The sequence below is a fragment of the Paraburkholderia rhynchosiae genome, assembly GCF_002879865.1.
GTDB classification, from domain to species: Bacteria; Pseudomonadota; Gammaproteobacteria; order Burkholderiales; family Burkholderiaceae; genus Paraburkholderia; species Paraburkholderia rhynchosiae.
In genome coordinates, this window is record NZ_PNXY01000001.1 from 438,572 (window position 1) to 462,559 (window position 23,988).

At 62.7% G+C, this 23,988-nt stretch carries 22 protein-coding genes; 11 read left to right on the forward strand and 11 right to left on the reverse strand.

The features are described from left to right. Positions 1–50: 50 nt before the first annotated feature. The 5 genes from C0Z16_RS01955 to proC all read left to right on the forward strand — a co-directional run bounded on the left by C0Z16_RS01955 (position 51) and on the right by proC (position 5,589). On the forward strand, positions 51–1,544 hold the full coding sequence (locus tag C0Z16_RS01955; RefSeq protein ID WP_102630538.1) for an FAD-linked oxidase C-terminal domain-containing protein: 1,494 nt from the start codon (positions 51–53) through the stop codon (positions 1,542–1,544). Between the two features lie 135 nt (positions 1,545–1,679). Continuing rightward, positions 1,680–2,768, forward strand: coding sequence for a glycolate oxidase subunit GlcE (gene glcE, locus C0Z16_RS01960; RefSeq protein ID WP_102630539.1), 1,089 nt, complete (start codon positions 1,680–1,682; stop codon positions 2,766–2,768). A 7-nt stretch (positions 2,769–2,775) separates the two neighbouring features. Next, the gene (glcF, locus tag C0Z16_RS01965) at positions 2,776–4,002 is read left to right on the forward strand and encodes a glycolate oxidase subunit GlcF (protein ID WP_102630540.1); all 1,227 of its coding nucleotides are present in this window, start codon (positions 2,776–2,778) and stop codon (positions 4,000–4,002) included. Between the two features lie 36 nt (positions 4,003–4,038). Next, on the forward strand, positions 4,039–4,737 hold the full coding sequence (locus C0Z16_RS01970) for a YggS family pyridoxal phosphate-dependent enzyme (protein ID WP_102630541.1): 699 nt from the start codon (positions 4,039–4,041) through the stop codon (positions 4,735–4,737). A gap of 36 nt (positions 4,738–4,773) precedes the next feature. Continuing rightward, entirely contained in the window at positions 4,774–5,589 is an 816-nt protein-coding gene (gene proC / locus C0Z16_RS01975; RefSeq protein ID WP_102630542.1) for a pyrroline-5-carboxylate reductase, read from the forward strand. Between the two features lie 132 nt (positions 5,590–5,721). Here the strand turns inward: proC and ubiA are convergent, their stop codons facing one another. The 7 genes from ubiA to recG all read right to left on the reverse strand — a co-directional run bounded on the left by ubiA (position 5,722) and on the right by recG (position 13,133). Then, a complete protein-coding gene (gene ubiA / locus C0Z16_RS01980) occupies positions 5,722–6,585 on the reverse strand; it encodes a 4-hydroxybenzoate octaprenyltransferase (protein ID WP_102630543.1) in 864 nt (287 codons plus the stop codon). Positions 6,586–6,822: 237 nt separating this feature from the next. Continuing rightward, positions 6,823–7,311, reverse strand: coding sequence for a Dps family protein (locus tag C0Z16_RS01985; protein WP_006047907.1), 489 nt, complete (start codon positions 7,309–7,311; stop codon positions 6,823–6,825). Between the two features lie 234 nt (positions 7,312–7,545). Beyond that, positions 7,546–7,707: a hypothetical protein gene (locus tag C0Z16_RS38040; protein ID WP_167403476.1), complete on the reverse strand. Its 162-nt coding sequence runs from the start codon at positions 7,705–7,707 to the stop codon at positions 7,546–7,548. Between the two features lie 66 nt (positions 7,708–7,773). Continuing rightward, entirely contained in the window at positions 7,774–9,228 is a 1,455-nt protein-coding gene (locus tag C0Z16_RS01990) for a catalase (protein ID WP_102630544.1), read from the reverse strand. 117 nt (positions 9,229–9,345) lie between these two features. Next, positions 9,346–9,483: a hypothetical protein gene (locus tag C0Z16_RS38045; RefSeq protein WP_167403477.1), complete on the reverse strand. Its 138-nt coding sequence runs from the start codon at positions 9,481–9,483 to the stop codon at positions 9,346–9,348. Between the two features lie 176 nt (positions 9,484–9,659). Beyond that, complete coding sequence (locus C0Z16_RS01995; RefSeq protein ID WP_102630545.1) at positions 9,660–10,619, reverse strand: LysR substrate-binding domain-containing protein; 960 nt, start codon at positions 10,617–10,619, stop codon at positions 9,660–9,662. Between the two features lie 159 nt (positions 10,620–10,778). Further along, on the reverse strand, positions 10,779–13,133 hold the full coding sequence (gene recG / locus C0Z16_RS02000) for an ATP-dependent DNA helicase RecG (protein WP_102630546.1): 2,355 nt from the start codon (positions 13,131–13,133) through the stop codon (positions 10,779–10,781). Positions 13,134–13,282: 149 nt separating this feature from the next. On the opposite strand from recG, the gene queA reads away from it, so the two are divergent. The 5 genes from queA (at position 13,283) to secF (ending at position 19,316) form a co-directional block, all read left to right on the forward strand. Further along, a complete protein-coding gene (gene queA / locus C0Z16_RS02005; protein ID WP_102630547.1) occupies positions 13,283–14,341 on the forward strand; it encodes a tRNA preQ1(34) S-adenosylmethionine ribosyltransferase-isomerase QueA in 1,059 nt (352 codons plus the stop codon). A gap of 112 nt (positions 14,342–14,453) precedes the next feature. Beyond that, positions 14,454–15,644 (forward strand): tRNA guanosine(34) transglycosylase Tgt, encoded by a 1,191-nt coding sequence (gene tgt / locus C0Z16_RS02010; RefSeq protein ID WP_102630548.1) that lies wholly within the window; start codon positions 14,454–14,456, stop codon positions 15,642–15,644. A 198-nt stretch (positions 15,645–15,842) separates the two neighbouring features. Further along, on the forward strand, positions 15,843–16,172 hold the full coding sequence (gene yajC, locus C0Z16_RS02015) for a preprotein translocase subunit YajC (protein WP_007179286.1): 330 nt from the start codon (positions 15,843–15,845) through the stop codon (positions 16,170–16,172). 114 nt (positions 16,173–16,286) lie between these two features. Continuing rightward, on the forward strand, positions 16,287–18,347 hold the full coding sequence (gene secD / locus C0Z16_RS02020) for a protein translocase subunit SecD (protein ID WP_102630549.1): 2,061 nt from the start codon (positions 16,287–16,289) through the stop codon (positions 18,345–18,347). An 18-nt stretch (positions 18,348–18,365) separates the two neighbouring features. Continuing rightward, positions 18,366–19,316, forward strand: coding sequence for a protein translocase subunit SecF (gene secF / locus C0Z16_RS02025; protein WP_102630550.1), 951 nt, complete (start codon positions 18,366–18,368; stop codon positions 19,314–19,316). Positions 19,317–19,491: 175 nt separating this feature from the next. Here secF and C0Z16_RS02030 read toward each other — a convergent pair whose 3' ends face one another. From C0Z16_RS02030 to C0Z16_RS02045, 4 genes are all read right to left on the reverse strand, one after another. Then, positions 19,492–20,769 carry an MFS transporter gene (locus C0Z16_RS02030; protein ID WP_102630551.1) on the reverse strand — a complete coding sequence of 426 codons (1,278 nt, stop codon included), beginning with the start codon at positions 20,767–20,769 and terminating at the stop codon, positions 19,492–19,494. Positions 20,770–21,074: 305 nt separating this feature from the next. Next, positions 21,075–21,644: a YceI family protein gene (locus tag C0Z16_RS02035; protein WP_102630552.1), complete on the reverse strand. Its 570-nt coding sequence runs from the start codon at positions 21,642–21,644 to the stop codon at positions 21,075–21,077. A gap of 61 nt (positions 21,645–21,705) precedes the next feature. Next, on the reverse strand, positions 21,706–22,269 hold the full coding sequence (locus tag C0Z16_RS02040; protein ID WP_102630553.1) for a YceI family protein: 564 nt from the start codon (positions 22,267–22,269) through the stop codon (positions 21,706–21,708). Between the two features lie 8 nt (positions 22,270–22,277). Next, positions 22,278–22,838 carry a cytochrome b gene (locus C0Z16_RS02045; protein WP_102630554.1) on the reverse strand — a complete coding sequence of 187 codons (561 nt, stop codon included), beginning with the start codon at positions 22,836–22,838 and terminating at the stop codon, positions 22,278–22,280. Positions 22,839–23,218: 380 nt separating this feature from the next. Between C0Z16_RS02045 and C0Z16_RS02050 the strand changes: the two genes are divergently transcribed. Continuing rightward, the gene (locus C0Z16_RS02050) at positions 23,219–23,980 is read left to right on the forward strand and encodes a paraquat-inducible protein A (RefSeq protein WP_102630555.1); all 762 of its coding nucleotides are present in this window, start codon (positions 23,219–23,221) and stop codon (positions 23,978–23,980) included. Positions 23,981–23,988: the final 8 nt, after the last annotated feature.

The window sequence follows — 23,988 nt, forward strand, 5'->3', positions numbered from 1 at the left end:
CCCAGGCGCCAGATCGCAGGATGGGTGAAAGGCACGAGGAGACAATTCACATGAACGCACCCGCCGAACTGACGGCCGAAGTTCTCGCCCAGCGCCAGCGCGAAGTCGTGCAGGCGCTAATGGCGGTACTGCCGACCCACTGTTTGCTGTACCGCGAGGAAGATACCGTCGCGTACGACTGCGACGGGCTCGCCGCTTATCGTCGGCTACCGCTCGCCGTCGCGTTGCCGGAAACGGAATCGCAGGTGCAACGCATCGTGCAGATCTGCCATCGGCTGGATGTGCCGATTGTGCCGCGCGGCGCGGGCACCGGCCTGTCCGGCGGAGCGATGCCGATTCGTCACGGCGTAGTGGTGTCGCTCGCGCGCTTCAGAAGGATCATCGAAGTCGACTCGTATGCGCGAACCGCCACCGTGCAGCCGGGCGTGCGGAATCTGTCGATCTCGGAAGCCGCCGCGCCATACGGTTTGTACTACGCGCCGGACCCCTCGTCGCAGATTGCCTGCACGATCGGCGGCAACGTGTCGGAAAATTCCGGCGGTGTGCATTGCCTCAAATACGGCCTCACTGTGCATAACGTGCTACGCGTTCGCGCGGTGACGATGGAAGGCGAGATCGTCGAGTTCGGCTCGCTCGGGCCCGACGCGCCCGGCCTCGACCTGCTCGCGGTGCTGATCGGCAGCGAAGGCATGTTCGCGATCGTCACCGAGGTCACCGTCAAGCTGATCCCGAAACCGCAAACGGCACAGGTCATCATGGCCAGTTTCGACGACGTCGTGAAAGGTGGCGACGCGGTCGCCGGCATTGTGGCTGCCGGCATCATTCCCGCCGGTCTCGAGATGATGGACAAACCGGCCACGCGTGCCGTCGAGGAATTCGTCCACGCGGGCTACGATCTCGACGCGGCGGCGATCCTGCTGTGCGAATCCGACGGCACGCCCGAGGAAGTCGCCGACGAAATCGTCCGCATGACCGCGGTGCTGCGCGAGCACGGCGCGACCCGCATCCAGATTTCGCGCACGGAAAACGAACGCCTGCGCTTCTGGTCCGGCCGCAAGAATGCGTTTCCCGCGGCGGGCCGCATTTCGCCGGATTATTACTGCATGGACGGCACCGTGCCGCGCCGCAGTATCGGGCCGCTCCTCTCGCGCATCGAAGGAATGGAGAAGAAATACGGCCTGCGTTGCATCAACGTTTTTCATGCCGGCGACGGCAACATGCATCCGCTGATTCTCTTCAACGGCAATGACAAGGACGAATGGCACCGGGCAGAAGCGTTCGGCTCCGACATCCTCGAAGCGTGCGTCGAACTCGGCGGCACGGTGACGGGCGAGCATGGCGTCGGCATCGAAAAGATCAACTCGATGTGCGTGCAGTTCTCGCCCGAAGAGCGCGATACATTTCACGCCGTCAAACGCGCTTTCGATCCCCCCGGCCTGCTCAATCCTGACAAGGGCATTCCCACCCGAGCGCGCTGTGCCGAGTACGGCAAGATGCACGTTCGCGGCGGTTTGCTGCCGCATCCGGAGTTGCCGCGCTTCTGAACGAGGCATTACGCATAGCCCGTCACGGCGGCGTTTCTCTTCATCCCACCCTGATTACCCGATGCGGGTCCGCTCCTGGTTGCCAGCGAGCCCCCGCCCGGTACAATCGATTGAAACACAACGAAGCAGGACACCATGGAAGAGGACGACATCGTCGCCGTGTGGTCGGAACGCGTGCGTTCCGCCAGCGCCGGGGCACGCGCGTTGCGCATCCGTGGCGGCGGGACGAAAGACTGGTACGGTCAAACGCTGGAAGGCGAGATCCTCGACACGCGCGCTTATCGCGGCATCATCGCGTATGACCCGGCCGAGCTGGTAATCACCGCGCGCGCCGGCACGCCGCTGCTGGAAATCGAAGCCGCGCTCGCCGAACACAATCAGATGCTCGCCTTCGAGCCGCCGCACTTCGGGCCGCAAGCCACCTTCGGCGGCTGCGTCGCCGCGGGCATCGCCGGTCCGCGCCGCCCGTCGGCCGGCGCCGCGCGCGACTTCGTGCTGGGCGCGGTCATCATGAACGGCCACGGACAAACGCTACATTTCGGCGGCCAGGTGGTGAAAAACGTCGCCGGATACGACGTCTCGCGTTTGATGGCTGGCTCGCTCGGCACGCTAGGTCTGATCCTCGAACTGTCGGTCAAGGTGCTGCCGCAGCCGCAGGCCGAAGCCACGCTCAAGTTCGACATGAACGGCACCGACGCGGTCCGCAAGCTCAACGAATGGGGCGGCCGGCCGCTGCCGATTACAGCGAGCGCATGGCGTCACGGCACGCTTGCCGTGCGTCTCGCGGGCGCGGAAACCGCGGTCAAATCGGCGCGTTCGTCGCTCGGCGGCGAAGTCGTCGACGCCGTCGAGGCCGAACGCTTCTGGGCGGGCCTGCGCGAGCAGACCGACTCCTTCTTTGCCGCGATTCCGCCCAAATCCGCGCTGTGGCGGCTTGCGCTGCCGTCCATCACCGAGCCGTTGCAACTGCCCGGCGCGCAACTGATGGAATGGGGCGGCGCGCAGCGGTGGTGGATCACGGACACCGACGCGCAAACTGTGCGCATCAGCGCGAAGCAAGCCGGCGGTCACGCGACGATCTTCCGCTCCGGCCTCGGCTACGACCGCGGCGCCGGCGTGTTCACACCGCTTCCCGCGCCGCTGATGAAAATCCATCGCGGTTTGAAAACCGCTTTCGACCCGGCCCGCATCTTCAATCGCGGCCGTCTCTACCCCGACTTCTGAGCGCGCGATGCAAACCAATCTCGCGGACTTCATTCGCAATACGCCCGATGGCGACGAGGCCGACGCCATTCTGCGCAATTGCGTGCACTGCGGTTTCTGCACGGCCACGTGCCCGACCTATCAATTGCTCGGCGACGAACTCGACGGCCCGCGCGGGCGCATCTATCTGATCAAGCAGATGGTGGAAGGCGCGGAAGTCACGCGCAGCACGCAGGTTCACCTCGACCGGTGCCTCACTTGCCGCAATTGCGAAACGACCTGCCCGTCCGGCGTGCAGTACGGCAAGCTGGTGGAAATCGGCCGCAAGATCACCGAGCAAAAGGTCACGCGTCCGCTCGGCCAGCGTCTCACGCGCCGGCTGTTGGCGAGCTTCGTGCCGAACAGCGCGCTCTTCACGCCGACCATGCGTCTCGGCCAGCATTTCCGTGCGCTGCTGCCGCGAAAACTGCGCGACAAGGTGCCCGCGCGGCAGCGTCCGCTCGAATGGCCAACCGCCAACCACACGCGCAAGATGCTGATGCTCGCGGGCTGCGTGCAACCGTCGATGATGCCCAACGTCAATATCGCCACCGCGCGCGTATTCGATGCGCTCGGCATCGAAACGCTGGTCGCACCGGACGCCGGCTGCTGCGGCGCAATCCGCCTGCATCTCGGCTACAACGACGAAGCGCTCGACGACATGCGCGCCAACATCGACGCCTGGTGGCCGTATGTCGAACAAGGGGTCGAGGCGATCGTGATGAACGCATCGGGTTGCGGCGCGACCGTGAAGGAATACGCGCACCTGTTGCGCCACGATCCGGCGTATGCCGAAAAAGCGCGTCGCATCGTCGAATTGACACGCGACATCGCCGAGATCCTGCCGGACTTCGAGGATGAACTCGTGTCTGTCACGCGTCGCCGCGCGATTCATACGGTCGCTTTTCATCCACCCTGCACGTTGCAGCATGGACAGCAGGTGCGCGGCAAGGTCGAACATCTGTTGTCGAGGCTGGGCCTCGAAGTGCGTCTGCCCGCCGACAATCATTTGTGCTGCGGCTCCGCGGGTACCTACTCGCTCACGCAGCCGAGGCTCTCCTATGCGCTGCGCGATCAGAAGCTCGAGCGGCTTCATGCGCAGGAGCCGCAAGTGATCGTCTCGGCCAACGTCGGCTGCATTTCGCATTTGCAGAGCGGCACGTCCACACCGGTCGCGCACTGGATCGAACTGGTCGAGCACATGCTGTCCGTATAATCGAGGCATCGACTTTCGACCGTTTCCGTTCGCTCCATGCCCGATCTGATTCATAACCTCGAAGCGGTGCAGCAGCGCATCGCGACGGCCGCACACGTGGCGCGACGCGACGCGCGTTCAATCGCCCTGCTGGCGGTTTCGAAGACCTTTCCTGCCGAAGACGTGCGCGCCGCCAACGCCGCCGGTCAGCGCATGTTCGGCGAAAATTACGTGCAGGAAGCCATTACGAAGATCGAAGCGCTCGCCGATTTGCGCGCGGCGCTCGAATGGCATTTCATCGGCCCGTTGCAGTCGAACAAGACGCGGCCGGTTGCCGAACATTTCGACTGGGTGCATTCGGTCGATCGGTTGAAGATCGCGCAGCGTCTCTCAGAGCAGCGGTCGGACAATGTGCCGCCGCTGAACGTGTGCTTGCAGGTGAATATCAGCGGCGAGGCATCGAAAAGCGGCGTTAGCGCCGCAGAAGCCGTTGAAGTCGCCAAGGAAATCGCCGCGCTGCCGAGGCTCAAGTTGCGCGGCCTGATGGCGATTCCCGAGCCGGCCGGCAGTATCGACGAACAACGCGTGCCGCATCGCCGGTTGCGTGAGCTATTCGAGCGTCTTCGTGACGACGGGCTACAACTCGATACGCTTTCGATGGGCATGTCGAGCGACCTCGAAGCCGCCGTGCTCGAAGGCGCGACGATCGTGCGCGTGGGCACGGCGATTTTCGGCGCGCGCGATTACTCGAACTAACGGTTTCACACGCTCAATCAACCCTTCCGGAACATCATGAAAATTGCTTTTATCGGCGGCGGCAACATGGCTGCGGCGTTGATCGGCGGACTCATCAAGCGTGGCGTTGCGCCCGCCGACCTCTATGCGATCGACCCCAACGAAGAGGCGCGCAAACGCAATGAGCAGCAGTTCGGCATCAAAACCGGCGCAGCCGCCGATGCCACACTGGGCGCGTACGACGCCGTCGTGCTCGCGGTGAAACCGCAGATTCTTAAGAGCGTTGCAGAGTCGCTGGCGCCGCATCTGAAGGTGTCGCAACTGGCCATTAGCATCGTCGCCGGGATTCGCATGGACGACATGTCGCGCTGGCTCAACGGCCACGCGCGCATCGTGCGCGTCATGCCGAATACGCCGGCGCTAATCGGCATGGGCGTCGCGGGATTGACCGCGACGGCGAGCGTCGACGAAGCCGGCCGGGCGCTCGCGTCACAGGTTCTGGGTGCGGTCGGCGAAACCGTATGGTTCGACGACGAAGCGAAAATCGACGCCGTCACCGCGATTTCGGGCAGCGGCCCGGCCTACGTGTTCTATTTCATCGAAGCGTTGCAGGAAGCCGCGCGCCAACTCGGCATGGACGAAGCGCAAGGCCGCGCGCTGGCAGTGGCGACCTTCACCGGCGCCGCGCAATTGGCCGCGAATTCCGAGGAACCGCCGAGCGTGTTGCGCGAACGCGTGACGTCGAAAGGCGGCACGACCGCTGCGGCGCTGGCCTCGTTCGACGCGAGCGGCATCAAGGACGCTATCGTGCGCGGCGCGCTGGCCGCGGATGCACGGGCGAAAGAAATGGGCGACGAGTTCGGTCAGCAGTAAGCGCGCCGGGAGTGCGGTGAAAACCGCGCTTGCAGAGACCCAAGAAACCGTAGGACGCAGCGCCTTGATTCGACTCAGGCCGCGCCTACGGCACAAAACCATAAACAAGCGCATGCACACCGCGCTAAAAACTCAAAACGAAGCCACCGCATAATGCGCGGCAATGCCGACGAACAACGCGCCGCCCAGCCAGTTGTTATGCCGGAACGCCGCGAAGCACGCCATCCGGTCACGATTGCGAATCAGCGTGTAGTGATAGATCGCGCAACCCGCCGCGGCCGCCCATCCCAGCCAGTACAGCACGCCAAAACCAAGCATCACGCCGATGCCGACGTAGATGGCGAGCGTCACCGCGTAGCAGAGCATGATCGCAGCCACGTCGAAGCGGCCAAAAGTCAGTGCCGACGTGCGGATGCCGATCTTGATGTCGTCGTCGCGATCGACCATCGCATATTCGGTGTCGTACGCGACCGACCAGAATACGTTGGCGAGCAGCATCACCCACGCGAGCATCGGCACCTGGTTTTGCACGGCCGCGAACGCCATCGGGATGCCGAAGCCGAAAGCGATACCGAGATACGCCTGCGGAATCGCGAAGAAACGCTTGGTGAACGGATACGAGCCCGCGACGAACAGCGCGGCCACCGAAAGCTCCTTCGTCAGCGTATTCAGCGGCAGGATCAGCAGAAAGGCCAGTAAGGATAAACCGGCCGCGAGCGCCACCGCTTCCCACGCCTTGACCTTACCCGACGTGATTGGACGATTCTCCGTGCGCTTCACGTAGCGGTCGAAATCGCGGTCCGCGTAGTCGTTGATCGCGCAGCCCGCCGAGCGCATCAGCACCGTACCCACCGTGAAGATCACCAGAAGCGGCCACGACGGATGACCGTCGGACGCGATCCACAGCGCGTTGAGCGTCGGCCACAGCAGCAACAGGCTGCCGATAGGCTTATCCATGCGCACGAGGCGCAGATACAGAGGAAGTCGGGCAAACATGGCGGACTCGGTAGATGCGGGCGAAATGCGAAGACAGTGCCGCTATTTTACGGGATGCCGCCAGGGTCCAGCGTCTGTGCGACCCGGTGTCAAAGGTCCCTGCCGCAACAGCGCTTTCAAAGCCGAGGCCGCAAAAACAAAGCCTCCCGCGAAGGGAGGCTTTGCTATGTCCGGTGGCGGCCGCTTATGTCGGCTTATTCGTGGCGCCAGCCAACTCAAACCGGCATTGACGCGGCATCAAGCCAGCATCGAGCGCAACATCCACGCGGTCTTTTCGTGCGTTTGCATGCGCTGTGTCAGCAGGTCGGCGGTCGGCTCGTCGTTGGCGGCTTCCGTCGACGGGAAAATTGCGCGCGCCGTACGCACCACAGCTTCCTGGCCTTCCACCAACTGACGGATCATTTCTTCGGCAGCCGGCACGCCGTCCGCCTCGGGAATCGACGACAGCTTCGCGAAGTCCTTATAGCTGCCCGGCGCATGCACGCCCAGCGCGCGAATCCGTTCAGCAATCGAATCGACGGCGAGCGCCAGTTCGTTGTATTGCGTTTCGAACATCAGGTGCAGCGTGTTGAACATCGGACCCGTCACGTTCCAATGAAAGTTGTGGGTCTTCAGGTACAACGTGTAGGTGTCGGCGAGCAGACGCGACAGACCTTCCGCGATCTTCTTGCGATCCTTGTCGCTGATCCCGATATTGACGTGCTGTACAGCTTCTTTTTTGGCCATGATGACTCCTTTGAAGAGTGATACGAACCGGGGCAAAGTAACGGCTTGCTAATGGCAAACCCGGCACAACAAGCGCTCGACAGTTTATCTTAGAAAGGCACGGGGTTTGTGTGGCGCGCGTCGTCACTACGGCGCTCATTGCTGTGCTCTTGTGGTGCTCATTGCTGTGCTCATTGCTGTGACCACTCGGTTGCTCACAGAAGCGGGCACCGAGCCGGACAACGCACGCGCCGTTCAACCGCCTATCGCATGTTGCAGTGCTTGCGCCGCGACGACCACGAGCCCGCTCGTGACGATCGCGAAACCCACGGCTTGGCGCAGCATCAGCGCATGCTGCTGTTGCGCGCGACGCGCGGCCCGTGAGCCGCCGGCAGTGGCTTTCATCATCTCAATCATAAACGTGCTCCTTACTTCGTATCTGCACTCGCGGGACGCCGACGCGCCCCGCTTGTGTCTGCCGCTTTACTTCTTGCCGCCTTCAGCAAGTTCCGCCATCGCAGCGATCACACCTTCGGCGTAAGCCGGATCGATGCGGCCAAAGTGCTCGACCGCTCGCGCAACGATTTCCTGCGGCACACCGTTGATGTGGCGTGCGATGTTGCCGAACAACCGCTGACGCTGCGCGGCGTCGAAGAGGGCGAACAGCATGCCCGGCTGCGTGTAATAGTCGTCGTCCGCGCGATGATCGTAACGATCGACGGCGCCCGCTGCGAGCGACGGCTCCGCCGCGTTGGCATCCTGCGCAAAGTCGCCGAAACGGTTCGGCTCATAGTTCACGTTGCCGCCGAGGTTGCCGTCCGTGCGCATTGCACCGTCGCGATGGAACGAATGCGGGCTCGGCACACGCGCGGCGTTCACCGGAATCTGGTGGTGATTGATGCCGAGGCGATAGCGCTGCGTGTCGCCGTACGAGAACAAACGCCCCTGCAACAGACGGTCCGGCGAGAAGCCGATGCCCGGCACCACATTGGCCGGCGTGAACGCTGCCTGCTCGACGTCCGCGAAATAGTTGGCCGCGTTGCGGTTCAACTCGATCGTGCCAACGTCGATCAACGGGTAGTCCTTCTGCGACCATACTTTCGTGATGTCGAACGGGTTGAAGCGATACGTCGCGGCTTCCGCTTCCGGCATCACCTGAATGGCGAAGCGCCACTTCGGGAAATTGCCCTCGTCGATGCTACCCACCAGATCGCGCTGCGCGCTTTCGCGGTCTTGCGCAACCACTTGCGACGCTTCGGCATCGGTGAAATTCTCAATGCCTTGCTGCGACTTGAAATGGAACTTCACCCAGAACCGCTCGTTGTTCGCGTTGATGAACGAGTACGTGTGCGAGCCGAAGCCGTGCATCTGACGGTAGTTCTTCGGAATGCCGCGATCGCTCATCAGAATCGTCACCTGATGCATCGACTCCGGGTGACGCGTCCAGAAATCCCACGCGGCGATGTTGTTGCGCAGGTTCGTGTACGGGTCGCGCTTTTGCGTGTGGATGAAGTCGGGAAACTTCAATGGATCGCGGATAAAGAACACTGGCGTGTTGTTGCCCACCACGTCCCAGTTGCCTTCGTCCGTGTAGAACTTGATCGAGAAGCCGCGCACGTCGCGTTCCGCGTCGGCCGCGCCGCGTTCGCCCGCCACCGTGGAAAAGCGCATGAAGAGCGGCGTTTGCTTGCCGACTTCGGCGAACACTTTCGCCTTGGTGTAGCGCGAGATGTCGTGCGTGACCTTCAGCGTGCCGAAGGCGCCCGAGCCTTTCGCGTGAACGCGGCGCTCGGGAATCACTTCGCGGTCGAAGTGAGCCAGCTTTTCGAGCAGCCACACGTCTTGCAGGACAACCGGGCCGCGCACGCCGGCGGTCATGGAATTCTGGTTATCGGCGACGGGTGCGCCGGCGGCATTGGTGAGCTTACGTTCGGACATGCGGAACTCCTGGATGGTTTTCGATGCAGCGGATTGTGCGGAGAAGCGCGGCAAGGCAATGCCGAATGCTTATGCGGACAGTTATGCGAAGACTTATGCGAATACTTATGCGAATACTTATGCGGACAAGGCGCGATCGACCAGCAAGGAGAACGCGACCGTGCGCATGCCGAGCATCGCCGCCGCAAAACCGGCGGTGCCGCGGGCCGGTTCAGCGGCGAACGTCTGAGTTTGCTGCAACTTCGATTGCGTCATGATGTCCTCCGGGTCTGAGGGATCGGGCGATCCATGGAGAACACTATATCAAGGCTATTAATCTTTCGTGTTTAATAAACTTAATCTATCCAATAGGCGAGCGCCCAATGGCAAAACGCTGCGCCAAAGACGCGGACGCAACGGCCTAGGCCGCCACCGCCGACATGGCCCGTCGTTCAGTTGACGGCGACCGGCAAATCCAGCTTCTTGACGCCCGGCAGGTCGCAGGCGCTGATCGCATCGCAGATTGCGTCGATGGCGGGCATCCGCGTAAAACTCTTGCGCCATGCCAGCACGACGCGGCGGTCGGGCACAGGTTCGCCGAACGCGACATACGACAGCAGCCCCGAGTCGATGCCGCCCGCGTGCGGCTTCACTTCGTGCACCGACATGCGCGGCAGCACCGTAATGCCGACGCCGCTCGCGACCATATGACGGATCGTTTCCAGCGACGAACCTTCGAACGTCTTCTGGATGCCGTCCGCATTCTGCGAAAAACGCATCAGTTCAGGACAAACACCGAGCACATGATCGCGGAAGCAATGGCCGCTGCCGAGCAGCAGCATGGTTTCCTGCTTGAGGTCGTCGGCGTCGATTTTCTGGCGGTTTTCCCACGCGTGACCCGACGGCAGCGCGACGACGAAAGGCTCGTCGTACAGCGGGCGCAGCATCAGGCCGGTTTCCGGAAAGGGCAGCGCCATGATGGCCACGTCGATCTCACCTTGCTTCAGCAGTTCGATCAGCTTGAGCGTGTAATTTTCCTGCAGCATCAACGGCATCTGCGGGACGCGCTTGATCATCTGCTTGACGAGCGTGGGCAGCAGGTACGGCCCGATCGTATAGATCACGCCGAGGCGCAGCGGCCCGACGAGCGGGTCTTTGCCCTGCTTGGCAATCTCCTTGATGGCGAGCGTTTGTTCCAGCACGCGCTGCGCTTGCGTGACGATCTGTTCGCCGATCGGCGTGACGCTCACTTCGCTCGTGCCGCGCTCGAAGATCTGCACATTCAGCTCGTCCTCCAGCTTTTTGATGGCCACCGACAACGTCGGCTGGCTGACGAAACACGCTTCGGCGGCCCGGCCGAAGTGCCGCTCGCGGGCAACGGCGACGATGTATTTCAATTCGGTGAGCGTCATTGGGGGACCAATCAGTGCGATGGATTCGATAGGTTCTAGTTATACACCCATAGGGTCGGTTCGCCAACCTGGTTCGCCACCTTTCGATATCCGCGAAACGCGCCAGGCTGCGCGAGCTAAGGCCAAGGCGCGCGTCGAGCTGCCGAACTCAAGGCTTCATCAAGCTTTCAGGTAGTGTTCCCGCGCGCCCAGCCAGCGCGCGAGATGCTGCGTGACGACCTCGGGATACTTCTCCAGCAAAGCCGCGGCCGCTTCCCGCGCGGGCTCGATCAGCCATTGGTCGTTTTGCAGGTCGGCAAACCGGAGCATCGCCGCGCCAGATTGCCGCGCGCCGAGAAATTCGCCCGGACCGCGGATTTCCAGATCCCTTCGCGCGATTTCAAAGCCGTCGGTCGTCTCGCGCATGGTCTGCAAGCGCGAGCGCGCGGTCATCGATAAGGGACCGGTGTAAAGCAGCACGCACACGGACGCGGCGCTGCCACGCCCGACGCGTCCGCGCAACTGGTGCAACTGCGCGAGCCCGAAGCGCTCGGCGTGCTCGATCACCATCAGCGACGCATTGGGCACGTCGACGCCCACTTCGATCACCGTTGTCGCGACCAGCAACTGCACTTCGTTGCGGGTAAAGGCGTCCATCACGGCCGCCTTTTCGGCCGGCGCGAGACGCCCGTGCACCAGTCCCACGTTCAGCTCGGGCAAGGCCGCGACCAGCGTCTCATACGTCTCGACCGCGGTCTGCAATTGCAGCGTCTCGCTTTCTTCGATCAGCGGACAGACCCAATAAACCTGACGCCCTGTCAACGCCGCCTCGCGCACGCGGCCGATCACTTCTTCACGGCGCGCGTCCGACACGAGCTTGGTCAGGATCGGCGTGCGTCCAGGCGGCAATTCGTCGATGGTCGATACGTCGAGGTCCGCGTAGTAGGTCATGGCGAGCGTGCGCGGAATCGGTGTTGCTGACATCATCAGTTGATGCGGCTGGAAATCGCGCGCGCCGTCGGCAGCGTTTTTCGCTTTTGCGCGCAACGCGAGCCGCTGGGCGACGCCGAAGCGGTGCTGTTCGTCGACGATCACGAGCCCGAGGCGCGCGAATTCCACCGCGTCCTGGATGATCGCGTGCGTGCCGATCACGAGTTGCGCGGTGCCGAGCGCCGCGGCTTCGATCGCGGCGCGCTTTTCCTTGGCCTTCAGACTGCCCGCGAGCCACGCGACGCTCACGCCAAGCGGCTCCAGCCAGCCGCGCAATTTGCGCGCGTGCTGCTCGGCGAGGATTTCGGTCGGCGCCATCAATGCGGCCTGGTAACCGGCGTCGATGGCCTGTGCGGCGGCCAGCGCGGCGACAATCGTCTTGCCGCTGCCGACGTCGCCTTGCAAGAGCCGCTGCATCGGATGCGGTTGCGTCAGATCGAGAGCGATTTCTCCGCCGACGCGCTCCTGGGCCTTCGTCAGCGAAAACGGCAGCGCTTTGAGCAGGCGCGCGACCAATGCGGATTCGTCGCCGAGCTTGCGACGCGGCATGGCCGGCGCGGCGCGCGTGCGGCGCTCGTCGTGCGCCCGCTTGAGCGACATTTGCTGCGCGAGCAGTTCCTCGAACTTGATGCGCACCCATGCCGGATGTGTCCCGTCGATCAACGCCGTTTCGTCGGACTGCGCGCCCGGATGATGCAGCGTGCGCACCGCGTCCATCAGCGAGGGCACGCCGAGCGGCTGCAACCATTCGCGGGCGACGGCCTCCGGCAGCAGTTCGGGTAACGACGTGCGTGTCAGGGCGTTGTCGATCGACTTGCGCAAATACGCTTGCGTGACGCCCGCAGTGCTCGGATAGACCGGCGTGAGAGCTTGGGGCAGCGGTGTGTCTTCGTCGACCGCGCGCACCGCCGGATGCACCATCTCCAGGCCGAAGAAACCGCCGCGCACGTCGCCGCGTACACGCAGCCGCGCGCCAATCGCCATCTGCTTGACCTGCGAGCCGTAGAAGTTCAAAAAGCGCAGTACGAGTTCGTCGCCGGCGTCGTCGCGCAGTTTCACGAGCAACTGACGACGCGGGCGATAGGCGATCTCGTTGTCGAACACGACGCCCTCGGTTTGCGCGATGCCACCGGGCAGCAGGTGGCCGATCGGCGTCAGCGAGGTTTCGTCCTCGTAGCGCATCGGCAGATGCAGCACGAGGTCGATGTCGCGTGTGAGGCCCAGTTTGGCAAGCTTGTCGACGGGCTTGGCTGCGGGTTTGGCTGCGGGTTTGGCTGCAGGCTTGGCTGCTGATTTCGCGGCTGATTTGGCCGCTGACTTCGCCGAAGCCTGCGCACCCGCTTTTATAGCGGCGGCTTGCGCCTCGTCCTGAGTTTCACTCGGAGCCGCTTGATCCGGCGCTTGATCCGGTGTCTGCCCCGCTCCCGCAGCGGCCTGCACGGGCCGCTTGCGTTGCACCGCGGCGCCGTCTCGTGCGACGCGGGGCGCCGGTTCGGCGCTCACTTCATCGGTAGCGGAAGGCGATCGGCGGTCGGACAAAGGCATGGGCTGCTTCGCAAGTACAATATCGGCTGTCAAAAGTATCGAAGGGTGCGCCGCTATATGGCGCGCGGGCCGCTGCGGCGTCCCGCAATCATAGCCGTCCGGCTCAGGCTTCGGCTCAATTCAGTCTCAATTCGCTTCCAGTCGTTCGCATGTTTACGCTTTCCGATTTCGATTTCGATCTGCCGCCCGAGTTGATCGCGCAAGTCGCGCTGCCCGAGCGCAGTGCCAGCCGTCTGCTCGAAGTGGCCAACACCGTCGACGCCGGTGACACCGCGCGTCTGATCGACCGCCGTTTCGCCGAACTGCCAGAATGTATTGCGGCCGGCGACCTGCTGGTCTTCAACGATACCAAAGTCCTGAAGGCGCGCTTCCTCGGCCAGAAGGCCAGTGGCGGAAAGGTTGAAGTTCTGGTTGAGCGCCTTACCGGCGAGCGCACGGCGCTTGCGCAGATCCGCGCGAGCAAGAGCCCGCAGCCGGGCACCATGATTCGCCTTGCCGATGCGTTCGACGTCACCGTCGGCGAACGCGTCGAGCCGTTCTACACGCTGCATTTCCCCGACGACTGCCTGACGCTGATCGAGCAGTTCGGGCGTTTGCCGCTGCCGCCGTACATCGAGCACGACCCCGACTCGACCGACGAAACGCGCTATCAGACCGTGTTCGCGCAAAATCCCGGCGCGGTTGCGGCGCCCACCGCCGGCCTTCATTTCGACGATGCGCTGCTCGCGCGGCTCGACGCCAAAGGCGTGGAACGCGGGACGCTGACGCTGCATGTGGGCGCGGGCACGTTCCAGCCGGTGCGCGTCGAGAACCTGTCCGAGCACAAGATGCACAGCGAGTGGTATCACCTGCCGCAATCGCTCGCCGATAAGATCGCGGCGACGAAGGCGCGCGGCAACCGCGTGATCGCGGTCGGCACGACGTCGATGCGCGCATTGGAAGCCGCTGCGCGCGACGCTGAAGCGGCCGGACGCCCGCTCGCCGCGGCGAGCACGGAAACCGATATTTTCATCACGCCGGGCTATCGGTTTCGCGTGGTCGACCGGCTGGTGACCAACTTCCATTTGCCGAAGTCGACGCTGCTCATGCTGGTGTCGGCATTCGCCGGCGTGGAGACGATTCGCGCGGCGTATCGTCACGCGATCGAACAGCGTTACCGCTTTTTCAGTTACGGCGACGCGATGCTGCTGACGCGGCGCGACGGTTAAGCTGCCTCTAACGCTGCCTCCGAGCTTGCAGTTCCCTCAGCCGCCAAAGAATCTTCGGCGGCGTTTCATTGTTTGCGCCGGACTGTCTTCCGGTTGCCCACGGAGCTATTCAATGACCCCCGGTCATCAATCGCCACAAGCAACATTCGAGCGCCCCGCCAACGGCCTCAATTTCGAACTGCTCGGCACGGACGGCCAGGCGCGCCGCAGCCGCGTCACGCTGAATCACGGCGTCGTCGAAACGCCGATCTTCATGCCGGTTGGCACCTACGGCACAGTGAAAGCCGTCCAGCCACGCGAGCTCGAGGAAATGCACGCGCAGATCATCCTCGGCAACACGTTTCACCTCTGGCTGCGGCCGGGGCTCGAAACGATCGAGGCTCACGGCGGCCTTCACAGCTTCATGGGCTGGGACAAGCCGATCCTGACGGACTCCGGCGGCTTCCAGGTGTTTTCGCTCGGCGACCTGCGCAAGATCACCGAAGACGGCGTGACGTTCGCGTCGCCGATCAATGGCGACAAGCTGTTCCTGTCGCCTGAAGTGTCGATGCAGATCCAGAAAGTGCTGAACTCGGACATTGTCATGCAGTTCGACGAATGCACGCCTTACGCGACCAACAACGTGCCGACCTCGCACAAGGAAGCCGCCGACTCCATGCGCATGTCGATGCGCTGGGCGCAGCGCTCGATCGACGAATTCCAGCGGCTCGGTAATCCGAACGCGCTGTTCGGCATCGTTCAGGGCGGCATGTTCGAGGATCTGCGGGACGAGTCGCTGGCGGGTCTCGCGGAGAAGGACTTCCACGGTCTGGCAATCGGCGGGCTGTCGGTCGGCGAGCCGAAAGAAGACATGATGCGTGTGCTGAACCATATCGGCCCCAAGCTGCCGGCCAACAAGCCGCACTATCTGATGGGTGTCGGCACGCCGGAAGACCTGGTGGCGGGCGTGGCTGCCGGCATCGACATGTTCGATTGCGTGATGCCCACCCGCAATGCGCGCAACGGCTGGCTCTTCACGCGTTTCGGCGACATCAAGATCCGCAACGCCGCGCACAAGAATTCGCTGCGCCCGCTCGATGAGCAATGCGGCTGCTACACGTGCCGAAATTTCACTCGCGGCTACCTGCATCATCTGCATCGCGTGGGGGAAATTCTCGGCGCGCAACTGAATACGATTCACAACCTGCACTACTACCTGGAACTGATGCAGGAAATGCGCGATGCCATCGACGTGAAAATGTTCGAGCCGTTCCGCAAGCGCTTTCATGAGAACCGCGCGCGCGGCATCGCGGACGCGCCATGACGCCATCCGCCGTCGGATTCCGCCGAAGAATCCGTCAGACGCTCACGGAAAACCTTACAATCTACTTTCGCGGACGGCGAAAATCCGCTTTAAACGATTGATCGCAAAGCCGAATCGCCGCGCCGACGCGCGCAACGCCGGTGGTAGAATAACCGGCTGATTTTTTTGATTGATTTGACCTATAACGGAGAGACCAACGTGTCGTTCATTTCCAATGCCTTCGCTCAAGGCACAGCAACCGGTGGCATTGAATCGAATCTGATGAGCTTCCTGCCGCTGATCCTGATGTTCGGCGTGCTCTACTTCATCATGATTCGCCCGCAAATGAAGCGCCAGAAGGAACATCGCAACATGCTCGCCGCCATGGCCAAGGGCGACGAAGTGGTGACGAATGGCGGCATCGTCGGCAAGGTGACCAAGGTGGGCGAGGCTTACGTCGGCGTCGAAATCTCGGAAGGCACGGAAATCACTGTGCAGAAAGCGTCGGTCACGACGATTCTCCCGAAGGGCACGATCAAGTCGCTGTAAGGCCTGCTCTCTCGCGTCCGGCGCGGCCTCGCCGGCGGTCCAGCAACAACGCCGGATCGCCCGCGCTCATCGCCGGGCGCATCGCTTTCAAGCCAACCTTCCGTTGGACTACTCATGAATCGTTACCCCCTCTGGAAATATGCCGTGATGCTGGTGGCTCTCGTCATCGGCCTCGTGTACACGCTGCCCAACCTGTTCGGCGAAGCGCCGGCGGTGCAGGTGTCGAGCGGCAAGGCAACGGTCAAGCTCGACTCGACCACGCTGTCGGCAGTCGAAGCAGCACTCGCAGCCAATCGGATCAAAGCGGACGACGTCACGTTCGACAACACGTCGGCCAACGCGAACATTCGCGTGCGTCTGCCGGACACCGACACGCAATTGCGCGTGAAGGACCTGTTGCAGAAGTCGCTGAACAGCGACCCCACCGACCCGCAGTTCATCGTTGCGCTGAACCTGCAAAGTGCGTCGCCGCGCTGGCTGACCGCATTGCACGCGCTGCCCATGTACCTCGGTCTCGACTTGCGCGGCGGTGTGCACTTCCTGCTGCAGGTCGACATGGCCGGCGCACTGAACAAGAAGCTCGACTCCGACGCGTCGGACGCCCGCACGCTCTTGCGCGACAACAATATCCGCGACGGCGGCGTGAACCGTGTCAACCAGACGGTGGTGATCAATTTCGCCGACCAGGCCACGGCGGACAACGCAGCCAAACAACTGAGCCGCAGTATCAGTGAGCTTCAGTGGGCATCGCAGAATGGCCCGGACGGCTCAGTACAGCTCGTCGGCACGTTCACGCCGGCTGTGCAAAAGGCCGTACAGGACGCCGCCCTCAAGCAGAACATCACCACGCTGCATAACCGCGTGAACGAACTCGGCGTGGCCGAGCCGGTGATCCAGCAACAGGGCGCCGACCGCATCGTGGTCGAACTGCCGGGCGTGCAGGACACGGCGAAGGCGAAAGACATCATCGGCCGCACGGCAACGCTTGAAGCGCGCCTCGCCGATCCGGTCAACACCCATCCGAATCCGTCCGACCCGGTGCCGGCAGGCGACGAGCTGTTCACGCACGGCAATCAGACGCCTGTGCTGCTGAAGAAGCAGATCATCTTTACGGGCGATCGGATTATCGACGCGTCGGCGGGCTTCGACGAACATCAGCGTCCGTCCGTGAACATTCGCCTCGACTCGGCCGGCGGCCGGGCCGTGCGCAGCGTGTCGCGCGACAACATCGGCAAGCCGATGGCGATGGTGCTGTTCGAAAAGGGCAAGGGCGAAGTGCTGACGGTAGCGACCATCCAGTCGGAACTCGGCGACCGCTTCCAGATCACTGGCCAGGCCACGCCGCAAGGCGCCGCGGACCTCGCGCTGCTGCTGCGCGCCGGTTCGCTCGCCGCGCCGATGGACATCATCGAGGAACGCACGATCGGCCCGAGCCTCGGCGCCGACAACATCAAGAAGGGCTTTCACTCGGTGGTTTGGGGCTTCGCGGCCATCGCCGTTTTCATGATCGCGTACTACATGCTGTTCGGCGTGATCTCGATGATCGGCCTGTCCGTGAACCTGCTGCTGCTGATCGCGGTGCTGTCCATGCTGCAGGCCACGCTCACATTGCCGGGCATCGCCGCTATCGCGCTCGCGCTCGGTATGGCGATCGACGCCAACGTGCTGATCAACGAACGCGTGCGTGAAGAGCTGCGCAACGGCGCGCCGCCGCAACTGGCCATCCAGAACGGCTACGCGCATGCATGGGCGACCATTCTCGACTCGAACGTGACCACGCTGATCGCCGGTATCGCGCTGCTCGCCTTCGGCTCCGGCCCGGTGCGCGGTTTCGCGATCGTCCACTGTATCGGCATTCTCACGTCGATGTTCTCGGCGGTGTTCTTCTCGCGCGGTATCGTCAACCTCTGGTACGGCGGAAAGAAGAAGCTGAAGTCGCTGGCAATCGGCCAGGTGTGGCGTCCGGACACGGCGCCTGCGGGCTCGGCTGCCTACCTTGGTAACGACGACGCCGCAACCGACACGGCGCAAGCCATGCGTGCAGCAAGCGCAGCAGCAGCCAAGCCGAAAGCACCGGCCGCTGCCGCGCAGTCGCGCGGTGGCAAGCCGACCGTGCGCCGCCGCAATGCGGCCGGCACGCCGAACACGCCGCAGAAACCGGGTTCATCCCGCTGAGTCCCGGAGAACAAGACCATGGAATTTTTCCGTTTTCGCAAAGACATTCCGTTCATGCAGCGTGCGTTGATCTTCAACGCTATTTCGCTGCTGACGTTCCTCGCCGCGGTGTTTTTTCTCGCGCATCGCGGGCTGCATCTGTCGGTGGAGTTCACCGGCGGCACTGTGATCGAAGTGCAGTATCCGGGCTCGGTGCCGCTCGATCCGGTACGCGGCACGCTGTCCAGACTCGGTTACGCCGACGCGCAGGTGCAGAACTTCGGCACCTCGCGCGACGTGCTGATCCGTCTGCCGCTCAAGCAAGGCTTGACATCCGCGCAGCAGAGCGACCAGGTCATGAGCGCGCTGAAGACCGACACGCCGCAGGTGCAGTTGCAGCGCGTCGAGTTCGTCGGCCCGCAGGTCGGCAAGGAACTCGCCACCGACGGCCTGCTCGCGCTCGCCTGCGTGGTGGCCGGCATCGTGATCTATCTGTCGTTCCGCTTCGAATGGAAGTACGCGGTGGCAGGCGTGATCGCGAACTTACACGACGTCGTGATCATTCTCGGCTTCTTTGCGTTTTTCCAGTGGGAGTTCTCGCTGTCGGTGCTGGCTGCGGTGCTCGCGGTGCTCGGCTATTCGGTGAACGAATCGGTGGTTATCTTCGACCGGATTCGCGAAACGTTCCGCCGTGAACGCAAGATGACGGTGATCGAAGTCATCAACCATGCAATCACGAGCACCATGTCGCGAACCGTCATCACGCACGGCTGTACGCAGATGATGGTGCTGTCGATGTTCCTGTTCGGCGGCCCGACGCTCCACTACTTCGCTCTCGCGCTGACGGTCGGTATTCTGTTCGGTATCTACTCGTCGGTGTTCGTCGCCGCCGCGCTCGCCATGTGGTTCGGCGTGAAACGTGAGGACCTGATCAAGGACAAGAAAGACCGCGTCGATCCGAATGACCCGAACGCGGGCGCTCAGGTTTGATCGGGTCGAAGTAGGTCGCAGGCAAGTCGCGGTTTTGCGTGCGGTCAGCCTGCCGAATGCAAAAGGCCGGTTCATTATGAACCGGCCTTTTGCGTTAATGCCGATGTCTTCATGCCCCTGTTACGTGCCTTTACCGCCAATCTCTTTCCTTTCCTCCAGCCAAACCCGTCGACATTTACCGAAAGCCAAGCTTACGCCGTGCCGCCATCAGCGCTGCAAGACTCACGAGCGCGGCGAAAATCAGGTAGTAACTCGGCGCGGCCTTCGAGCCCGTAAAGCCGATCAGCCACGCGATGATGAACGGCCCAAAGCCGCCGAACACTGTCACCGCGATGTTATAGGCAAGCGACATGCCGGTCGTGCGCGTCTGTACCGGGAACATCTCCGAGAGCAAACCCGGAAGCGCCGCGAAATACCCCGTCATCAGGAAGCCGAGCATGACTTGCAGCGCGATCAGCGTACCGAAGGTCGGATGTGCGACCAGATACACGAACGCCGGGTAGATCAGCACGAGCAGCAGCAGCGCCGAAATCAGCATGACGGTGGTGCGTCCATGCCGGTCCGACAGATGGCCGACCAGCGGTGAAAACAGCATCTGGATCAGGCCCGTCAGCGCGATCGCCGAGAACGCGACGGAAGGCTCGAGCCCCAGTTGCTTCACGCCGAAAGTCGGCATGAACAGCACGAGATAGGTCGACACCGTACCGAGCACCACCGCGCCGATTGCGATCAGAAGCCGCAGTTTGTGGCTCGTGAACGTATCGCGCAGCGGCGTGGTCGTGGTTTCCGCGGCAAGAAACTCGGGCGTTTCCTCGAGCTTCGTGCGAATGTACCAGGCGACCGGCCCGATCAGGAGCCCAAAGAAAAACGGCACGCGCCATCCCCATGACGTCATCTGATCCGGCGTCAGGTTGCCCGTGAGCACCACGCCGAAGCCTGCGGCAAGCAGCGTAGTGAGCCCCTGACTCGCGACCTGCCAGCTCGCGAAAAACCCGCGCCGCGCCGGCACATGTTCCGCGAGAAAAGCGGTGGCACTGCCGAACTCGCCGCCCGCCGAAAAACCCTGCATCAAACGCGCGATAACAAGGATCACCGGCGCCGCAATTCCGATGCTCTTGTAAGTCGGCAAAATCGCGATGATCAGCGTGCCGCCCATCATCAGCAGGATGGACAGCGTGAGCGCGGCCTTGCGTCCGGCCCGGTCCGCATACGCGCCGATCACGATCGCGCCGAGCGGCCGCATGAAGAACGACACGCCGAATGTGCCGAGCGTTAGCAGCAGCGAGACCGTGTCGTTGCCGGCCGGAAAAAACAGCTTCGCGATAACCACGGCGAAAAAACCGTAGACCACCAGATCGAACCATTCCAGCGCGTTACCGATCGACGCGGCGATCACCGCCCGCCACGAATTTCGCCGGCTTCCCGCAAGGCTTGCTGCTGTCGTTGCGTTCATGCAGATCTCCAGTTCGCGCGAATATTATTGATGCAGGCGTCAGGCCCCATTTCGCCACATTGGATGCGCGCACAACCAATGCGATGCCAGCGCTCTATGTACCCGAAAAATAAAACAGACGCGAGCGGCAAATTGCACGCCCGCGTCGCATAAGGCTTGCGGCGTTAAGTGCGACGCCATGAAAAAACCGCTTCGTCGCGAAAGCGAACGAAGCGGCGATTTAAACGGCGAACCGAGCACTTTTTGCTGCGCCGCAACGGGGCGGCGTCATTGCACCGTGCGTGCGCGCACCCGACAGTCAGCGCTTATTGCTTGATGCCTTCGGCTTGAATGTGCAGCTTGGTATCCATGTTGAAGCCATACTTCGTGCCGAAATCCATGCCGTAATCCGCGCGGTTGAAGTGCCCGCTCGCTTCGACGCCGCAGACTTCGCGCTTGAGCACCGGATGCTGCATGCATTTGAACGATTCGACCTTCAGGTTCAGCGGCTTCGTCACGCCGTGCAGTGTCAGGCTGCCGACCACTTCCGAGGGCTTGTCGCCGTCGAACTTGATGTCGGTGCCTTTGTACGTCGCGGTCGGGAACTTCGACGCGTCGAAGAACTCGCCCGACTTCAGATGGTCGTCCAGCTTTGCGTTGCCAGTGGCAATCGAAGCGGGATCGACGTTCACATCAACGGTGCCGGTTTTCGCGGCGCGGTCGAGCGTGACGGTGCCGGAGCTCTTCGTGAACTTGCCGCGCCACACCGACAGTCCGCCGAAGTGGTCTGCTTCGAAGCTCGGATAAGTGTGAGTCGGGTCGAGCTGATAGGTGTCGGCGGCGGCGAATGCGCTGAGCGAAATGCAGGAGGCCAACGCACCAGCGGCGATCAACATGGATGTCTTCAATTCATGCTCCCAGTCAGAAAAACGGCTGCGCTGAAGCGCGCAGCGCAAGTTATTTATGTGCGGCGACGATATGGAACTTGATGATCACGTCGTCGGCAACGACCGAGGTGTCTTTCCACTCGCCCGTGCCGATGTCAAATTGCAAGCGTTTGATCGGCAGCGAACCGTCGAAAGTCTGCGTCGCGCCCTGCTGCGTCACGGTAACAGGCACCACCACCGTCTGCGTTTTGCCCTTGATGGTCAGCTTGCCCGTCACCTTGTACTGGTTCGCGCCGGCCGGCGCAATCGCGCTCGAAACGAACGTCGCGCTCGGATACGTCTTGGCGTCGAACCATTCCTTGCCGCGCACCTGATCGTTGTACGTCTCGTCGCCGAGATCGTAGCTCGCGACGTCGATGTTCAGTTGCGCGCTCCCCTCGGCCGGCCTGGCCGGGTCGAACTTCAGCTGCGCGGTGAATTTGTTGAATTTGCCCTCCACCGGCACGTTCATCTGTTTGGAGGTGGCCGTCACCGAACTCTTCGCAGCGTCGACCTGGGCCAGCGCGCTGCCGGCCGCAGTCAGCGACGCAGCGGCAAACACCGCGAGCATGTAGCGATAAAACGAGACCTTCATTGTTGTCCTTATTTAAGGAAAGGAAGCATGCGCGACAGCAGGCCGTCGCGATCCAGCCACTGATGCTTGAGCGCCGCCGCGACGTGCACCCCGACGAGCACCAGCAACGTGTAATTCAGCACGATATGGACGCTCTTGAGCAGTTCCTTCAGATGCGGGTCCGGCGCGATAAGACGCGGCAGCGGGATCAGCCCGAGATAGACGACCGGCACGTTCGCCGCCGAGCTATACAGATAGCCGGAGACGGGAATCGCGATCATCAACAGGTACAGCAGCAGATGCACGAGATGCGCGGCGCCGCGCTGCCAGGCGGGCATGCGGCGCGGCATCGCCGGCGCGCCGTATGTCGCGCGCCAGAGAATCCGCACGATAGCCAGCGCGAACACCGTCACGCCGATCCATTTGTGCCAGGAAAAATAGCGCAGCTTGGTGGGCGTGAAGCCGGGGATGTCGGTCATCACCCAGCCGAGCGCGAAGCCGCACACGATCAGCAATGCGATCAGCCAATGAAAGGCAATGGCAGTCCGCGTGTACGACTCCCGGCCACCGAATGAAGGATTGAGTGCCATGACAGGTCAACGCTTGCTAAGAGAGGTTAACGGCGCAGCATGCCCAGCTATTCCGCGCCGATGCGAACACATCGGCAGATGGGCCAGGCCCACAAGCTTCGACAAGCGCCAGGCCGCCATGCTACCCGAAGCGCAAAAAGCTGGCTGCGGCGATACGAAATTTACCGAAAGGTCGCTTCGCTTGCCGTGGACCGGGCCGCTGAACAATTAGGGACGGAGGCTGTCAGAGCTTACATACTCGGCGTGCTCTGCACGCGCCCGCGCGGCGTCGCAACGCCTTTTGGTACTATTGCTGCACAATTTTTCACAGACCTGCGTTATTCGCCGACATTTGCGACGGGCATTGCACGCTTACTCTCCTATCGTTGGCCCGCTGCCGTATGGAACATGACAACCTGATCGCGTGCCATGAGTGCGATACGCTGTTCCGCAAGCCACGGCTTGTCGGGCGCAAGGTCGCGCGCTGTCCGCGCTGCGGCGCGACGCTTTACAGCGGCGTCTCGCGCAAGCTCGACGGCATCTGCGCGATGACGCTCGCCGCGCTGATCACTTTCCTGATCGCACAAGGCTTTCCGATCGTCGAACTCGAGACCAACGGCATCACCGCGCAGACTACGCTGTTCGGCGCGCTCATCGCGCTGTGGAACGAGAACATGCAGATCGTCGCGGTCATGGTGTTCTGCTCGACCATTCTCTTTCCGCTCACCGAACTCGTCGCGCTGCTGTATGTGCTGATTCCGCTGCGCTCGGGCTATGTACCGGCCGGCTTCAACCGCGTGTTGCGCGCAATTCAATTCGTGCGGCCGTGGGGCATGATCGAAGTCTTCATGCTCGGCGTGCTGATCACCATCGTGAAGATGGTCAGTCTCGCGCGCGTGATTCCGGAGGCGGCGCTGTTCGCGTTCGGCGCGCTGACGCTGATGTTCGCCGTGGTCGTCACGTTCGACCCGCGCATTCTGTGGGATCTCGCCGACGAACTCGGCGCCCGCAACCAGCGGCCGCTGCCGCGCACGTCCGCCGATAGCGCGGCGACGGCCCTCGGCTCGGTAGCCGGGCCGCCCGCACCGCCGACGCTGCAAACCGACGCCGACCCTGATCCCGACGCCACGCGTGGCGTGCCGCCGGCGCCGCGCCGAGGATGATGCGCGCG

What these genes read in the sequence shown, in the direction of transcription:
- tgt (WP_102630548.1), top strand. Translation starts at nt 14,454, where the DNA reads ATGACCCCCGGTCATCAATCGCCACAAGCAACATTCGAGCGCCCCGCC.
- queA (WP_102630547.1), top strand. Translation starts at nt 13,283, where the DNA reads ATGTTTACGCTTTCCGATTTCGATTTCGATCTGCCGCCCGAGTTGATC.
- glcE (WP_102630539.1), top strand. Translation starts at nt 1,680, where the DNA reads ATGGAAGAGGACGACATCGTCGCCGTGTGGTCGGAACGCGTGCGTTCC.
- recG (WP_102630546.1), bottom strand. Translation starts at nt 13,133, where the DNA reads ATGCCTTTGTCCGACCGCCGATCGCCTTCCGCTACCGATGAAGTGAGC.
- C0Z16_RS02050 (WP_102630555.1), top strand. Translation starts at nt 23,219, where the DNA reads ATGGAACATGACAACCTGATCGCGTGCCATGAGTGCGATACGCTGTTC.
- C0Z16_RS01970 (WP_102630541.1), top strand. Translation starts at nt 4,039, where the DNA reads ATGCCCGATCTGATTCATAACCTCGAAGCGGTGCAGCAGCGCATCGCG.
- glcF (WP_102630540.1), top strand. Translation starts at nt 2,776, where the DNA reads ATGCAAACCAATCTCGCGGACTTCATTCGCAATACGCCCGATGGCGAC.
- C0Z16_RS01990 (WP_102630544.1), bottom strand. Translation starts at nt 9,228, where the DNA reads ATGTCCGAACGTAAGCTCACCAATGCCGCCGGCGCACCCGTCGCCGAT.
- proC (WP_102630542.1), top strand. Translation starts at nt 4,774, where the DNA reads ATGAAAATTGCTTTTATCGGCGGCGGCAACATGGCTGCGGCGTTGATC.
- secD (WP_102630549.1), top strand. Translation starts at nt 16,287, where the DNA reads ATGAATCGTTACCCCCTCTGGAAATATGCCGTGATGCTGGTGGCTCTC.
- C0Z16_RS02035 (WP_102630552.1), bottom strand. Translation starts at nt 21,644, where the DNA reads ATGTTGATCGCCGCTGGTGCGTTGGCCTCCTGCATTTCGCTCAGCGCA.
- C0Z16_RS38040 (WP_167403476.1), bottom strand. Translation starts at nt 7,707, where the DNA reads ATGATTGAGATGATGAAAGCCACTGCCGGCGGCTCACGGGCCGCGCGT.
- C0Z16_RS01995 (WP_102630545.1), bottom strand. Translation starts at nt 10,619, where the DNA reads ATGACGCTCACCGAATTGAAATACATCGTCGCCGTTGCCCGCGAGCGG.
- C0Z16_RS38045 (WP_167403477.1), bottom strand. Translation starts at nt 9,483, where the DNA reads ATGACGCAATCGAAGTTGCAGCAAACTCAGACGTTCGCCGCTGAACCG.
- C0Z16_RS01985 (WP_006047907.1), bottom strand. Translation starts at nt 7,311, where the DNA reads ATGGCCAAAAAAGAAGCTGTACAGCACGTCAATATCGGGATCAGCGAC.
- C0Z16_RS01955 (WP_102630538.1), top strand. Translation starts at nt 51, where the DNA reads ATGAACGCACCCGCCGAACTGACGGCCGAAGTTCTCGCCCAGCGCCAG.
- C0Z16_RS02030 (WP_102630551.1), bottom strand. Translation starts at nt 20,769, where the DNA reads ATGAACGCAACGACAGCAGCAAGCCTTGCGGGAAGCCGGCGAAATTCG.
- secF (WP_102630550.1), top strand. Translation starts at nt 18,366, where the DNA reads ATGGAATTTTTCCGTTTTCGCAAAGACATTCCGTTCATGCAGCGTGCG.
- ubiA (WP_102630543.1), bottom strand. Translation starts at nt 6,585, where the DNA reads ATGTTTGCCCGACTTCCTCTGTATCTGCGCCTCGTGCGCATGGATAAG.
- C0Z16_RS02040 (WP_102630553.1), bottom strand. Translation starts at nt 22,269, where the DNA reads ATGAAGGTCTCGTTTTATCGCTACATGCTCGCGGTGTTTGCCGCTGCG.
- C0Z16_RS02045 (WP_102630554.1), bottom strand. Translation starts at nt 22,838, where the DNA reads ATGGCACTCAATCCTTCATTCGGTGGCCGGGAGTCGTACACGCGGACT.